General features: G+C 56.0%; 12 protein-coding genes and 1 tRNA gene. 5 read left to right on the plus strand and 8 right to left on the minus strand.

Going from position 1 to position 13,654, the window contains the following annotated elements; translation table 11 throughout:
• Nucleotides 1–234: 234 nt before the first annotated feature.
• A complete protein-coding gene (locus tag BXY66_RS08220; protein WP_132859652.1) occupies nucleotides 235–582 on the plus strand; it encodes an MmcQ/YjbR family DNA-binding protein in 348 nt (115 codons plus the stop codon).
• Here BXY66_RS08220 and BXY66_RS08225 read toward each other — a convergent pair.
• Nucleotides 532–1,560 carry a DMT family transporter gene (locus tag BXY66_RS08225; RefSeq protein WP_165929129.1) on the minus strand — a complete coding sequence of 343 codons (1,029 nt, stop codon included), beginning with the start codon at nucleotides 1,558–1,560 and terminating at the stop codon, nucleotides 532–534. The genes BXY66_RS08220 and BXY66_RS08225 overlap by 51 nt on opposite strands.
• A complete protein-coding gene (locus BXY66_RS08230) occupies nucleotides 1,553–1,927 on the minus strand; it encodes a VOC family protein (protein ID WP_132859654.1) in 375 nt (124 codons plus the stop codon). Before BXY66_RS08230 ends, BXY66_RS08225 begins: the two co-directional genes overlap by 8 nt.
• A 95-nt stretch (nucleotides 1,928–2,022) precedes the next feature.
• On the opposite strand from BXY66_RS08230, the gene soxR reads away from it, so the two are divergent.
• From soxR to BXY66_RS08245, 3 genes are all read left to right on the plus strand, one after another.
• Nucleotides 2,023–2,493 (plus strand): redox-sensitive transcriptional activator SoxR, encoded by a 471-nt coding sequence (gene soxR / locus BXY66_RS08235; RefSeq protein WP_132859655.1) that lies wholly within the window; start codon nucleotides 2,023–2,025, stop codon nucleotides 2,491–2,493.
• Nucleotides 2,494–2,670: 177 nt separating this feature from the next.
• Nucleotides 2,671–3,846 (plus strand): pyridoxal phosphate-dependent aminotransferase, encoded by a 1,176-nt coding sequence (locus tag BXY66_RS08240; protein WP_132859656.1) that lies wholly within the window; start codon nucleotides 2,671–2,673, stop codon nucleotides 3,844–3,846.
• 217 nt (nucleotides 3,847–4,063) lie between these two features.
• Entirely contained in the window at nucleotides 4,064–5,602 is a 1,539-nt protein-coding gene (locus tag BXY66_RS08245; protein ID WP_132859657.1) for a trimethylamine methyltransferase family protein, read from the plus strand.
• A gap of 198 nt (nucleotides 5,603–5,800) precedes the next feature.
• Here the strand turns inward: BXY66_RS08245 and BXY66_RS08250 are convergent, their stop codons facing one another.
• The 6 genes from BXY66_RS08250 to pdxH all read right to left on the minus strand — a co-directional run bounded on the left by BXY66_RS08250 (nucleotide 5,801) and on the right by pdxH (nucleotide 12,723).
• Nucleotides 5,801–9,481, minus strand: a complete 3,681-nt coding sequence (locus BXY66_RS08250) for a vitamin B12-dependent ribonucleotide reductase (protein WP_132859658.1) — start codon at nucleotides 9,479–9,481, stop codon at nucleotides 5,801–5,803.
• Nucleotides 9,482–10,406: 925 nt separating this feature from the next.
• Nucleotides 10,407–10,733: a hypothetical protein gene (locus BXY66_RS08255; RefSeq protein ID WP_132859659.1), complete on the minus strand. Its 327-nt coding sequence runs from the start codon at nucleotides 10,731–10,733 to the stop codon at nucleotides 10,407–10,409.
• Between the two features lie 123 nt (nucleotides 10,734–10,856).
• Nucleotides 10,857–10,933, minus strand: a tRNA-Pro gene (locus BXY66_RS08260).
• Nucleotides 10,934–10,984: 51 nt separating this feature from the next.
• Nucleotides 10,985–11,494 carry a DUF192 domain-containing protein gene (locus BXY66_RS08265; protein WP_425057063.1) on the minus strand — a complete coding sequence of 170 codons (510 nt, stop codon included), beginning with the start codon at nucleotides 11,492–11,494 and terminating at the stop codon, nucleotides 10,985–10,987.
• Nucleotides 11,464–12,021, minus strand: coding sequence for a cold-shock protein (locus BXY66_RS08270; protein ID WP_132860386.1), 558 nt, complete (start codon nucleotides 12,019–12,021; stop codon nucleotides 11,464–11,466). Before BXY66_RS08270 ends, BXY66_RS08265 begins: the two co-directional genes overlap by 31 nt.
• Before the next feature lie 96 nt (nucleotides 12,022–12,117).
• Complete coding sequence (gene pdxH / locus BXY66_RS08275; RefSeq protein WP_132859660.1) at nucleotides 12,118–12,723, minus strand: pyridoxamine 5'-phosphate oxidase; 606 nt, start codon at nucleotides 12,721–12,723, stop codon at nucleotides 12,118–12,120.
• A gap of 112 nt (nucleotides 12,724–12,835) precedes the next feature.
• On the opposite strand from pdxH, the gene fabI reads away from it, so the two are divergent.
• Nucleotides 12,836–13,654 carry an enoyl-ACP reductase FabI gene (gene fabI, locus BXY66_RS08280; RefSeq protein ID WP_132859661.1) on the plus strand — a complete coding sequence of 273 codons (819 nt, stop codon included), beginning with the start codon at nucleotides 12,836–12,838 and terminating at the stop codon, nucleotides 13,652–13,654.

Raw genomic sequence — 13,654 nt, forward strand, 5'->3', positions numbered from 1 at the left:
TGGCTCCTCAGCACACGGGGTTGGCACGCGGACTTCGTCCGTGGCGGGCTTAGCAACTCTGATACCTCATTGGAATAGAAGAACGGCCCGCCTGACGATGTCAGCGGGTAATGCAGCAAATAATGATGATGCTCGCAGTGTTCATGCAGGCACACTATGGCGCGCCCGCCATTCCGTCAACCCGACCAACCGGTTGCAATTGACCAACGAAAAGAAAGCCCCCACAGTCCTTTCATGAGCCGCGATCGCGTGAATCAAATCTGTGCCACCTTTCCCGGTGCCGAAGTCTCCGACCCTTGGGGCGGCGGCCACGACGCTTGGAAAGTCTGCGGCAAAATGTTCGCTTCTATGGGCTCAGTAACGCCGGGTGTGTCGGTGAAAACGGATAGCATCGAGACCGCGCAAATGCTGATAGATGCCGGCGTCGGAACCAAAGCCAAGTATTTTCACCGCAGCTGGATCAACATACCATTGGACGGTGACGAAGAAGAACTCCGTCACCGCCTAACTGTGTCCTATGACATTGTCCGCTCAGGCCTGACGAAGAAGCTTCAGAACAGCCTGCCGCCGCGCGGAGAGTAGGTAACCTTGCTGAGGTGCCCTTTCTAATTCACGGCGGCTGAACAACTTGGCGCGGGTCAGACGTCCAATCGGAAACCACCCCTGTATATTCACCCGCCAACCGGTCTGTGCAGCGATTGTCATGGCAATGCCAACTGCCGTGATGCCCGCCCCGATCCAGCTCACCGGTCCATAGCGTTCCCCGAGCAGGACGACAGCACTCAGCAACCCCAGCGCCGCCGCGATATACCCGATTTGGCTCAAAAGAACGGGGCCGCCTGTCTTTTGCAGTTTGAAATAGGCCGGGAAGGTCAAAGCGGCGGCCACCAGTTGCACCATTGCCGCGCCGGGAACCCTTTGGATAGCCTCAAAGGATACCCCTTCACCGCGCGCAAATTGTACAGCGATCAGCGACACCACGGCCACGAGATGCGCCCAAAATGCCAGGGCCATCGGGTGCGCACCTGCTGGCCAGTCCAGCGAGCGGTACACATTGCCGGCAGCAAGCACCACTGGAATGGACAGAGCTACAAGCGACCAGATCAACGTACCCTCAACTCCGCCGCGCCCGAACGCCACCATCAGGGCGCCAACAAGGCCGACGATGATCCCCGCTATGCCAAGCGCATTGGGGGCCTTCATCCCAAAGAGAAGCGACGCAGCCAGTGTTGCCACAGGAGACAAGGCGAACATCATGCCGACCTGCCCTGCTCCCACTTTCGGCACGAGACCAAAAATCATCAGGTTGATGCCAGCGAAACTGACCATGCCGGAAATCACCACATACCGCAGCATCTTTCCCCGTGGCAGCCGTAGCAGGCCTTTGGCCGCCAGAAACGGCATCAGCGACAGGCTTGCACCAAGTGACACCAGCAACGCCCACATCACCGGCGAAACACCAGCTTCTGCAGCCACTTTTCCCAAGGGGAACGATACCCCCAGTAAAACGCCGCACCACAACAGGAGTCCGACCGGACCCACTTCACGTCCCTCACGCATAGCTGACCACCTCGTACTCGATGCCGTCAGGGCCGTCGAAATAAAACCGTGTTCCGGGTTCATAGTCCCCATGGCTGTGCGGTACATAGCCTGCCGCTTTCACGCGCGCTTCGACCTCATCCAAGTCATCCACAACCACTCCAATGTGGTTCAAACCCGCGACATGCCGGTACCGCGCGGCCTCCGGACGCAAGTCGACCGCTGGCGCATATATTGCAAGGTAACTGTCGTCATCACCAACATGCACGGTGTAACCGTTGTCTTTGGCAGCACCTTCCCAACGAATGTGCCACCCAAACAGTTCGGACAGGATTGCCGCTGTTGCTTTCGGGTCGCGTACACAAATGTTTACATGCTCAAGTTTCATTGCCTCAGTCCTTTCAGAAATCTTCGATGGACACAGGCTAATTGCTAAAGTTAACTTTAGCTCAATAACAAATAATCGTTCAAATTCAGATACCAATGAAAAAATCTATCAGACTTCGCCCTACTGGACTTACAATCGGTCAAATAGCTGACCGCACGGGACTCGCGGTCTCCGCGATCCGTTACTACGAAGAACAAGGGCTCGTTTTCCCCGATCGAACCGATACTGGTCAGCGCCGATATGCCCGAAGCGACATTCGGCGACTCAGCTTCGTGATGATCACCCAGGGTATGGGTTTTTCCATCGCCGAGATTCGAGCCGCCCTTTCGCGCCTTCCAGACAAGCGCACGCCAACAAAATCCGATTGGGAAAATCTGTCCGCAATCTTCCGAAACGAACTAGATGCGCGCATCACCCAGATGCAGGCGCTGCGCGACAAACTGGACGGTTGTATCGGCTGCGGGTGTCTGAGCCTCACAAACTGCGCGCTCTATAACAAGGACGACCGCATTCAGCACCGCGGTCAGGGACCGCGCTTCCTACTCGGCGACAGTCCCGATCCCTGACGCAGGGCTCCAGAACGAAACAGACTTCAAACCGACGAAATACTGACGCAATACCGACGCTTGAAATTCCGTCCACGACATCGCCCAGTGGAAAATGGCTTCTATCACAGAATTGCATTTGACGCGGGCTGTTCGCAGGTGTCACTCCTCCGGAAACAGGACTTCAGGGAGCGGAAAATGCAGCTTTCTCAACGGATCACCCACATCACCGGCGGCGGCTCTGACGGATGGGATGTTTTTTACAAGGCGCGCCGCATGATCGCCGATGGCGAAGCCGTCATTGAATTGACAATAGGCGAGCATGACATCCGCACCGACCCGATCATTCTCGGTGCCATGGACGACTCCGCTCGCGGCGGCCACACGGGCTATGCAATGGTGCCCGGGACGCAGGATCTGCGCGAAGCAGTGGCCGAACGAATTCAGGAAAGAACTGTCGTTCCAACCACTTACAAGAACATTCTGATCACTCCAGGAGGTCAGGCGGGGCTGTTTGCCAGCCATGTCGCCACCTGTAATGCTGGCGACCGTGCGCTGTATATTGACCCGTATTACGCAACCTATCCCGGCACTATTCGCGGCGTTGGCGCCGAACCTGTCGTTGTGCGCACTCACGCCGAAGACGCCTTTCAGCCACGCGCTGAAGACATCGCCGCCGAAGCTGCCAAAGGCGCCGCTTCTTTGTTGATCAATTCCCCCAACAATCCGACCGGCACGGTCTACAGCGCGGAAACACTTGAAGGAATCGCGGCAGTTTGTCGTGAACATGACCTCTGGCTGATCTCGGACGAAGTTTACGATACGCAAGTCTGGGAGGGAGAACACATCTCTCCGCGCAGCCTTCAAGACATGAGCGAACGAACTCTCGTCGTCGGCTCTATGTCCAAATCCCATGCCATGACAGGGTCCCGCGTCGGTTGGGTGTGCGGTCCCGAGGCCGCAATTGAACATCTTGTCAATTTGGCCACGCATACCACCTATGGCGTCGCAGGCTTCATCCAGGACGCCGCGGTATTCGCCTTGGATCAAGGTCCTGATCTTGAAGAGAAGATCGCCGAACCATTCCGCCGACGCCGCCAGATTGCACGCGAAATCCTTGCAGAACAAAACACCGTCGGGCTGATCCCGGCCCAAGGCGCAATGTACCTGATGTTGGATGTGCGCGCGACGGGTCTTTCGGGGGAAGATTTTGCCAACAGCCTCCTCGACACGCACAAGATTGCAACCATGCCTGGCGAGAGCTTCGGTACCGCCGCTCATGGACACGTTCGGGTCGCAATGACAGTTGATGATGAACGTTTCGCCAAGGCGTTGAAAACGCTGGTGGATCACGCTCAAACGCTGGCTGAATAATGCCATGTTCCGTTTGCGACAAATGTCGCAAACGGGTTCGACAGGGTCTCGGTCGCTTCGCAAAATGGCGACACAAGAGGAGGCCCGATGCAAGGTCAACGCAGCAAAATCCAATTGGTGGTTATCACCATAGGTGCCGTTCGAGGCCGCGCTGCACGCGGCCGTCCCTAATGTCGTTCAACCCGAAATTTGAACGACATTACAGGACTATACAGAAATGAACGCACCTACTTCCCGCCGCTCTGGTGGACGCGCAGCCCGTCGCGCATCACGCGCAGCGCCCCTTTCGCAAGACATCCGCCCGGTTCGCGCCGGACTAGAAGGCGGAACATACAAGCCGTTGAGCGAACGGGACATGCAACGCATTCACGAAACCGCGCTCGACGCCATGGAACAGATCGGTTTCGCTGACGCGCCACAATCCGGTATCGACTATATGACTGCTGTCGGCGCTGAATTCGGCAATGACGGGCGCATTCGAATCCCTCGGGCCTTGGTCGAGGATTCCCTGGCAATGGCTTGTAAAGACATCACTTTGCCTGGCCGCGATCCCCAGTTCGACCTGCGATTGAGCGGAAATCGAGTTCACTTTGGAACCGCTGGTGCGGCTGTCCATATGGTGGACGTTGACGGCAAAGAATATCGCGACTCTACCCTTCAGGATCTGCATGACGCTGCCCGCATTACACAGCAACTCGACAACATCCACTTCCTCCAACGTCCCATGGTCGCAAGAGACATTCTCGACAACAAAGAAATGGATCTGAACACCATCTATGCGTGTTGCGCGGGAACGACAAAGCACATCGGAACCTCTTTCACGGATCCCTCCTTTGTGCCCGACGCGCTGGAGATGCTGCATATGATTGCCGGCGGTGAAGACAAATGGCGCGAGCGGCCTTTTGTCAGCAATTCCAACTGCTTCGTCGTACCACCAATGAAGTTTGCAACCGAGTCTTGCGAAGTAATGGAGGCCTGCATCCACGGTGGGATGCCCGTGCTCCTGCTCTCTGCGGGAATGGCAGGAGCAACTGCACCCTCAACAATCGCGGGCGCCATCGTTCAAGCCGTCGCAGAATGTCTTGCAGGTATCGTCTACGTGAATGCCGTGAAACCAGGACATCCCGCGATCTTTGGCACATGGCCATTTGGATTGGATCTGCGCACAGGCGCTATGACCGGTGGATCGGGCGAACAGGCTCTGCTCACCGCGGGATGCGCCCAGATGCACAAATTCTACGGCATTCCCGGTGGTGCGGCAGCAGGGATCGCGGACAGCAAATTGCCTGACATGCAGGCTGGATGGGAACAAATGTGTTCAAACGTCATGGCAGGATTGTCCGGTCTCAACATGGTTTACGAGGCCGCCGGTATGCACGCCAGCCTGCTAGGGTTCTGCCACGAATCCCTGATTTTGGGTGATGACATCATCGGACAGGCATTGCGTTGCGTGCGTGGAATCGAGGTCGACGATGAAACCCTCGCTCTTGACCAGATAAAAGAGGTTTGCCTGGGTGGCACAGGCCATTACCTCGGCACTGATGCCACTCTGAGCAGAATGCAAAAAGATCATGTTTATCCAACATTTGGCGACCGGACCTCACCTAAAGAATGGGCGGAACTGGACAAGCCTGACCTGATCGAGAAAGTGGTCCGTCGCAAAGAGGAAATCTTGGCGGAACGCGCCGCTGCGCGCTTTGACCCAATGCTTGATCAACAGCTGCGTTCACGTTTCAATATTCACTTGCCCGCATAAAAAAATTGGGGGGCCAAAGGCCCCCCAGTTTCGCCATTCAGGCTCACTCTTGATACCGCTCGATGTTTTTTGCCTGCGGCCTGAATGTCGTCGGAGCAAGCGCACCCGCTCCGTGTCTCCTCCAAGGCCGACACCGGCCCCGGAAATTCGTCAAATTCGTCGGGGGCACAAAGGCCCCCTACCCAGGTCCCCCCGGGATCAGCTGCACCCGCTGGTGGCGCCGCAGGTGTTGCACTTCATGCAGGTGCCGTTGCGCACCAGCGTGTAGTTGCCGCAATCCCCGCAAGGATCACCTTCATAGCCCTGCATTTTCGCCTTGGTGCGTTCATCCATTCCCGTGGCGACGGTCCCGCTGGATACCGCAGTGGTTGTCGCCGCTGCAACCGTTGCCGTGGCGGCAACCGCTGGCGCACCCGCCGTTTCCGGCACAAGGGTATTCAAAGTCGCAACCGGATCGGTGCCGGTGTTCTGGCCGCCGTTCAGGACGACAAGTTCCTGCGGCAAACGCTTACGCAAATATCCGGTCGAGGAAATCTGCTTCAGTACTTCCAGAGACCGCGTTGCTGCACTCTCGCTCAGCTCCGACACATTGGACACGCCTTCCTCTTCACCGCGTCCGATATCGTCAAACGTGGTGCCTTCCGGCTTGATGTGCGCCAAATCAGTGCGGTCCAGATAGGACACGGCCAGTTCGCGGAAGATGTAGTCCAAGATCGACGTTGCATTCTTGATGCTGTCGTTGCCCTGAACCATGCCTGCCGGCTCGAACTTGGTGAATGTGAAGGCGTCCACGAACTCTTCCAGCGGCACACCGTATTGCAGACCCACAGACACAGCGATGGCAAAGTTGTTCATCATGGCACGGAAGCCGGCGCCTTCTTTGTGCATATCGATGAAGATCTCACCCAGTGACCCGTCCGAATATTCACCCGTCCGCAGATAGACCTTGTGTCCGCCGACAACCGCTTTTTGGGTATAACCCTTGCGGCGTTCCGGCATTTTTTCGCGGCCACGGGCCACTTCTTTCACAACGATCTTTTCGACGATCTTCTCGGCCAGAACCTGCGCCTTCTCGGTCATCGACCCGCTTTCAAGAATTTCTGCCGCGTCGTCGTCATCCTCGACAAGCGCTGCCGCCAGTGGCTGAGACAGCTTGGAACCGTCGCGATAAAGCGCGTTCGCCTTGATGCCAAGAGACCAGGACAACTCATAAGCCTTCTGACAATCCTCGATTGTCGCGTCGTTTGGCATGTTGATCGTCTTGGAGATCGCACCGGAAATGAACGATTGCGCCGCGGCCATCATGGTGATGTGGCTGTCCACGCTCAAGAAGCGCTTTCCCTTTTTGCCACAAGGGTTTGCACAGTCAAATATGTGATAGTGCTCTTCCTTGAGGAAGGGCGCCCCCTCCAACGTCATCGTGCCGCAAACGTGGTCGTTGGCTGCTTCGATGTCGGCTTTTGAGTAACCCAAAGACGCCAGCAGATCGAAGCCCGGATCATTCAGCTTCTCCGACGGAATACCAAGCACGTTGGTGCAGAACTCTTCGCCAAGTGTCCACTGGTTGAACACGAAACGGATGTCGAACGCCGACCCGAGCGCAGCTTCGATCTTGTCGATTTCGTTCTGACCGAAGCCGTGACCAACCAGCGAGGTGTGGTTGATGCCCGGTGCATTGCCAATCGTGCCATGGCCGACTGCATAACTGACCATTTCTTCGATTTGTGCGGAGGAATACCCCAGACCTTCCAACGCCGCTGGAACAGAGCGGTTGATGATCTTGAAGTAACCGCCGCCGGCGAGTTTCTTGAACTTTACCAGCGCAAAGTCGGGCTCGATGCCGGTCGTGTCACAATCCATCACCAGGCCGATGGTGCCGGTCGGCGCTATGACCGACGTCTGCGCGTTACGATAACCGTGTTTTTCACCAAGTGTCAGAGCCTCGTCCCAGCTTGCCTTCGCCAGTTTCACGAGCGCCTGATCAGGACAGTTCGCATGGTCCAGCGGCACCGGCTTAACAGCGAGTTCTTCATAGCCCTGGTCTTTGCCGTAAGCCGCCCGACGGTGGTTGCGGATAACGCGCAGCATGTGCTCGCTGTTGCGGTCATACCCGTCAAACGCACCCAACTCGCCCGCCATTTCTGCAGAGGTCGCATAGGACACACCGGTCATAATCGCCGTCAGCGAACCGGCCAAAGCGCGTCCTTCGTCAGAATCGTACCCGAAGCCCATGTTCATCAGCAGACCGCCAATGTTGGCATACCCCAGACCCAGAGTGCGGAAGTCATAGGACAGCTGTGCAATTTCCTTGGACGGGAACTGCGCCATGGTCACCGAGATTTCCAGCGTGACGGTCCAAAGACGTGTCGCGTGGACATAATCCTCTGCCTGAAACACGCCGTCCTTGAGGAACGTCAGCAAGTTCATTGACGCAAGGTTACAGGCCGTATCATCAAGGAACATGTATTCCGAACACGGGTTTGACCCGCGGATTTCACCGTCTTCGGGGCACGTGTGCCATGCATTGACTGTATCGTGATACTGGATGCCGGGATCGGCACAAGCCCATGCCGCGTGACCAACGTCTTCCCACAATTTACGGGCTTTGATGGTCTTGGCGACCGTACCATCGGTGCGACGGATCAACTCCCAGTCGTCATCGTTTTCCACAGCCTTCAAGAAGGCATCGGTGACACGGATCGAGTTATTGGAATTCTGGCCGGACACAGATGCATAGGCTTCCGAATCCCAGTCGGTATCGTAGGTCGGGAATTCAATGCTGGCATAGCCTTGCTTCGCATAGTCCAGCACGCGTTTGACATAAGTCTCTGGAATTGCAACCTTTTTGGCTTCGCGAACAGCCGCCTTCAAACCGTGGTTCGATTTCGGGTCATAGGCGTCTGCTTCCGCTCCGTCCCAGGCATTGATTGCGGCGAAGATGCCGTTCAACTTCTCTTCGTGCATCTTGGAACCGGCCACGATAGACGCGACTTTCTGTTCCTCTTTGACCTTCCAGTTGATGTATTCCTCTACATCCGGGTGGTCCGCATCAACAATCACCATCTTGGCCGCACGGCGAGTGGTGCCACCGGACTTGATTGCGCCAGCCGCGCGGTCACCGATTTTGAGGAAACCCATCAGGCCAGAAGATTTGCCGCCGCCAGACAGCGACTCACCATCCGCCCGGAGGCCGGAGAAATTGGTGCCGGTGCCGGAGCCGTATTTGAACAGGCGCGCTTCGCGCACCCAAAGGTCCATAATGCCGCCCTCTCCGACCAGATCGTCCGCAACGGATTGGATGAAACAAGCATGCGGTTGCGGATGCTCATACGCGGACTTGGATTTGGTCAGCTTGCCGGTCTTATAGTCGACATAGTAGTGACCCTGGCCTGGCCCATCGATGCCATACGCCCAATGCAGGCCGGTGTTGAACCACTGCGGAGAGTTCGGCGCGGCGCGCTGTGTCGCCAGCATGTAGCGCATTTCGTCAAAATAGGCGCGTGCGTCTTCTTCTGTGCTGAAATAGCCGCCCTTCCAACCCCAATAGGTCCATGCGCCTGCCAGGCGGTCGAACACTTGCTTCGCGCTGTTTTCGCCACCGATCTCGACATCGTCGTTTGCCGGTACCGAGCGCCAAAGAAATTCGGGGACACCCTTCTCTTTCACACGCTTCAGCTTGGCTGGAACGCCTGCTTTGCGGAAATACTTCTGAGCAATCACGTCGCTGGCTACCTGGCTCCAGCTTTGCGGAACTTCCACGTTATCCAACCGGAAAACAATCGACCCGTCAGGGTTTCGGATTTCCGACTCGGTGGTCACAAAATCCAGCTCCGCGTATGCGTCTTGTCCTGCCTTGGTGAACTTTCTTTCGATTTTCATCGCTGCCTCATGTTCCAGCTGTTCCAATTTGAGCGGCACGCCAACGGAAAAAATGCCCCCGCAAACGCATGATCGCTAGACTCGGGCAAAGACTTCTCCGATCGGCAACACGCACAAATGCAGCCGTTATCAAAGTCCGAAAATAATCGGATCTTGTGGTGGTTTATGTCCCTGACCGGTTCGTTCGCCACTATATGTTGTAGCGTTTAGCAACCGCCCACACAAAGTGACGTATATCACCATATCTGGTCAACGGATAAATTTGCGCTGAAACCGGATTTTTCCTGTTGACCGATTGATCTGTTTTAGGGGGTTAACTCTTTGCCCCCGATTCCTCCAAAGTTGTTCTGCGATGCAGAAAAACCGAACGCTTTCAGGTCGCCCAAGAAACTGCTGAAAAACAGCGAAAATCTCGCGATTTCTGATCATTTGCTCAAAAACACAATATCTAGAGCGCAGCAAAACTGTCACACCACATATGCGCAAATTTTACACAACTTTGCCGCAAACCTGTGAACTTCTCCGAATCGATGACACCAATCCGGCGACTTCTTGCCATTGCTCAAAAATCGGGCGCATACCCCAAGGCAAAGTGAAATTGACCGCGCCACGGGCGGGCGTTCTCATAGGAGAAACCCGTGGAATTGTCGGCTTTCGATGCGTCATGCCTCTGCACATCGCATACGACCAGCACTATATCTAGCGATCGGAAAACTAAGTTTGATGGCGGGAAAACTGTGGAATTCCGCTTACCGCGGCCCGCATTTTGCAACCGACCATTGCGGTTCGACAAACACATTGGCCAGTCCGACTTAGCACTGGTCGGCTTCGAAAGGAGAATCAGATGCCGTCGGTGCGACGATCTGAGGGCCGATACCAAAGGCCACCCTGTCAGGCATATCAAACTGGTAGGCGGCAAAGACATCTAGATCACCGATTCCACTGCCGGAGCGCCACCGCCAGTACCGTCCGGCAAGCCGCTGTGAGGCAGCGACGCCCGCAAGAGCCATTGGCTCCCGCCAAAGCTGATTGGCTGAGCGTACCTCAGGACAAACTGATTGCCTGTCTCGTTCGATGCACCGGTGAAACCGTCAAAGCCGTCGTTTTGCAGATTGAACGCAGTGACGTTGGCCAAAGGATTGTTGGCGTTTGACGCTCTATCCTGAGCGATTCCCTTATCCGGGTCGGCAAGCAAGCTTCCCAGTGCGCCGCGCAAACCCGTAAACCGATTTGCCACAAGGTTCGAGGCCACGGGAAGATCTCAACGGCGTCCACAATCGATCAATCAATATACGCAGGTCGATACGTCACGATGTGTCTGGCAAATCACATCAAGGCGCAGCATCGCGCCTTTTCATCTCGATGAAGTGAAACATGGTCGGGACGGCAAGATTCGAACTTGCGACCCCCTGTACCCAAAACAGGTGCGCTACCAGACTGCGCTACGCCCCGGACCGAGGCACCGTTTAGCCTGCTATTTCGGGAATGAAAACCCCTAAGAAGTCATTCACAGCGCCAAGATGCATTTTCCTGCACCATGTCTGCATGCCGAAGCTCGCTACCGACCGAAATTCCCATCGCTTTGGCCAAGCCGCCATTGATTTCTAGGACATACAGCACCGCATCCCCCCCGGGAATCGGTGTTTCGTCGAGTGGGATTGCTTCGTGATGCACATGTTGAATCACCCCTGCCGAATCCGCGAACAGCAGATCCAGAGGAATCAGCGTATTGCGCATCCAGAAAGATGCCCTTTGAGGATATTCATAGATGAACAGCATACCGGCACTCATCGGCATGCTTTCCCGATGCATCAAGCCCTGTGCCCGTTCCGCGTCGGTATCGGCTACCTCAACGGAGAACCGCGCCTGCCCCCAATCACCGCGTATTTCTAGCGACCCGGGGGAACAGGCCGCCATAGAAACAGAGGCCGCGCCAAGCGACGCGACCACCATAACCCCACCAAGGGCCAGTTTGTGCTTGTTCAAAGTTCGGCCGAAACCGCGTTTTCCCATGCCAGAACCTCTGTCGCCATCCGGCCGCGTTTTCCGTCGATCACTCGCAACGCCAGCGCTTCGCCAGGTTGCAAATCAGCGAGGCCGGAACGGCGCAGCACTTCAATATGCAAAAAGATGTCCTCAGGTTGGCCGAAAACGTTGGCAAAGCCAAACCCTTTGCCTTTGTCGAACCATTTTACACGCGCCGGTTCAAGCGGCGCTGCCCGGATCTCGTCAATATCGAGTCCCTCGAAATCCGAAAGCGGCACAGCCATTCCGGTTTCCGGCGGATCGATTTGGAACACTTCCACAGCCTGAGCACCGCGGGCGGTCACTTGTACCGCCACATCGATGCGCGAGGCATCGGCTACCGAACTCTGTCCGAAATTGCGCAGCACGTTGGCGTGCAACAGAATGTCGGCACCCCCTTCGTCCGACACGATGAACCCGAATCCCTTAACCGGATCAAACCATTTCACCTCGCCTGAGATGCGCGAGATGTCATTCTCCACAGTAGTCAAAGCTTTAACCTTAGTCCGTATCATCCCCATGATGACGGGCAGAGTGATCCATCCGGTAAAAATCAGCAAGCGCTAAAATGGTATGTTTTTCATCCGCTTGCTTTTTCGCAACTTTATTTCCTACGGATTGAGTCGCGTAATTTCCCAAGCCTTTTCAGGGGCTTCCTTTACCCAACGGAAACGGTCGTGAAGCCTAAACGCCCCGTCTGCCCAAAACTCAATTTCCGTTGGGGAAATACGATAGCCGCCCCAAAATGGCGGACGCTTTGGCATCGGGCCATGCGAAGCTGTTATTTTCGCCACCTTAGCCATCAATTCTGCGCGCGATCCGAGCGGCTGCGATTGCTGAGACGCCCATGCCCCAAGCCGACTCTTCAGGGAGCGCGACTCAAAATATGCATCCGCGGACGGCCCGTCTTCCTTGGTCACGATCCCACGGACGCGGATTTGACGGCGCAGCGACTTCCAGTGCATGACAAAAGCCGCTTTTCCGGCACTGTCGATTTCAGCCGCCTTCGCGCTGCCGTAGTTCGTGTAGAAAACAAACGCATCGTCCTCGATGTCTTTGAGAAGCACCATGCGCGCGTTGGGCAACCCGTCCGCGTCGACCGTCGACAGCGCGATCGCATTCGGATCATTCGGCTCACTTTTTTCCGCCTCAGCCAGCCAGTTGCGCGCAATCGCAAAGGGATCGTCTCCCGCAAAAATCCCGGTTCTGTCGCTCATGTCGCTCTCCGTTCTCGCTTGCAGACTCACTGGCATGATTTGCCAAACTCTTGATGCATTTGGATCAATCGCCTAAAGGACTTCAATACCGAATTGGGACGGGGAGCATCCGATGTCAAATCAACTGATGGCGGGCAAACGTGGCCTCATCATGGGGCTGGCCAACGACAAGTCCATCGCCTGGGGCATCGCGCAAGCCTGCGCCAATGCCGGAGCGGAACTGGCATTTTCTTACATGGGCGATGCTTTCAAGAAACGCGTTGCACCGCTTGCCGAACAACTCGGTGTAGACACATTAATCGATTGCGACGTGTCGGACCCTGCCTCCATAGACGCCGCTTTCGCAGAGATCGAAGCCAAGTGGGGCAAGATTGACTTCATCGTTCATGCCATTGGATTTTCAGATAAAAATGAATTGCGCGGCCGTTATATCGACACCAGCCGCGACAATTTCCTGATGACCATGGATATCTCGGTTTATTCTTTCACCGCCGTAATGCAGCGCGCGGAAAAACTCATGAAAGATGGCGGCTCGGCGCTCACGCTCACCTATTATGGTGCCGAACAGGTCATGCCCCATTACAACGTGATGGGGATCGCCAAAGCCGCGCTCGAAGCGTCGGTGAAATACCTCGCCGAAGATCTGGGCAAAGACGGCATCCGCGTGAATGCAATTTCTGCGGGCCCCATCAAAACACTTGCCGCATCCGGCATTGGAGACTTCCGCTATATTTTGAAGTGGAACGAACTCAACTCTCCATTGCGCCGGAATGTCAGCATCGAAGACGTCGGCAATTCCGCCCTCTTCCTGCTCTCTGACCTTGGCAGCGGCACCACAGGAGAAAATCTGCACGTCGACGCAGGCTATCATGTGGTCGGCATGAAGGCCGTCGATAGTCCGGATGTGGACCTCGTCACCGGACGGAAATAA

This window comes from Shimia isoporae (assembly GCF_004346865.1).
Lineage (GTDB): Bacteria > Pseudomonadota > Alphaproteobacteria > Rhodobacterales > Rhodobacteraceae > Shimia > Shimia isoporae.

Bases quoted from the DNA above. Each gene is read 5' to 3' on its own strand.
- BXY66_RS08230 (WP_132859654.1), bottom strand. From the start codon at position 1,927: ATGAAACTTGAGCATGTAAACATTTGTGTACGCGACCCGAAAGCAACA.
- BXY66_RS08245 (WP_132859657.1), top strand. From the start codon at position 4,064: ATGAACGCACCTACTTCCCGCCGCTCTGGTGGACGCGCAGCCCGTCGC.
- BXY66_RS08240 (WP_132859656.1), top strand. From the start codon at position 2,671: ATGCAGCTTTCTCAACGGATCACCCACATCACCGGCGGCGGCTCTGAC.
- BXY66_RS08265 (WP_425057063.1), bottom strand. From the start codon at position 11,494: ATGGGAAAACGCGGTTTCGGCCGAACTTTGAACAAGCACAAACTGGCC.
- BXY66_RS08220 (WP_132859652.1), top strand. From the start codon at position 235: ATGAGCCGCGATCGCGTGAATCAAATCTGTGCCACCTTTCCCGGTGCC.
- BXY66_RS08250 (WP_132859658.1), bottom strand. From the start codon at position 9,481: ATGAAAATCGAAAGAAAGTTCACCAAGGCAGGACAAGACGCATACGCG.
- BXY66_RS08270 (WP_132860386.1), bottom strand. From the start codon at position 12,021: ATGATACGGACTAAGGTTAAAGCTTTGACTACTGTGGAGAATGACATC.
- soxR (WP_132859655.1), top strand. From the start codon at position 2,023: ATGAAAAAATCTATCAGACTTCGCCCTACTGGACTTACAATCGGTCAA.
- fabI (WP_132859661.1), top strand. From the start codon at position 12,836: ATGTCAAATCAACTGATGGCGGGCAAACGTGGCCTCATCATGGGGCTG.
- BXY66_RS08225 (WP_165929129.1), bottom strand. From the start codon at position 1,560: ATGCGTGAGGGACGTGAAGTGGGTCCGGTCGGACTCCTGTTGTGGTGC.
- pdxH (WP_132859660.1), bottom strand. From the start codon at position 12,723: ATGAGCGACAGAACCGGGATTTTTGCGGGAGACGATCCCTTTGCGATT.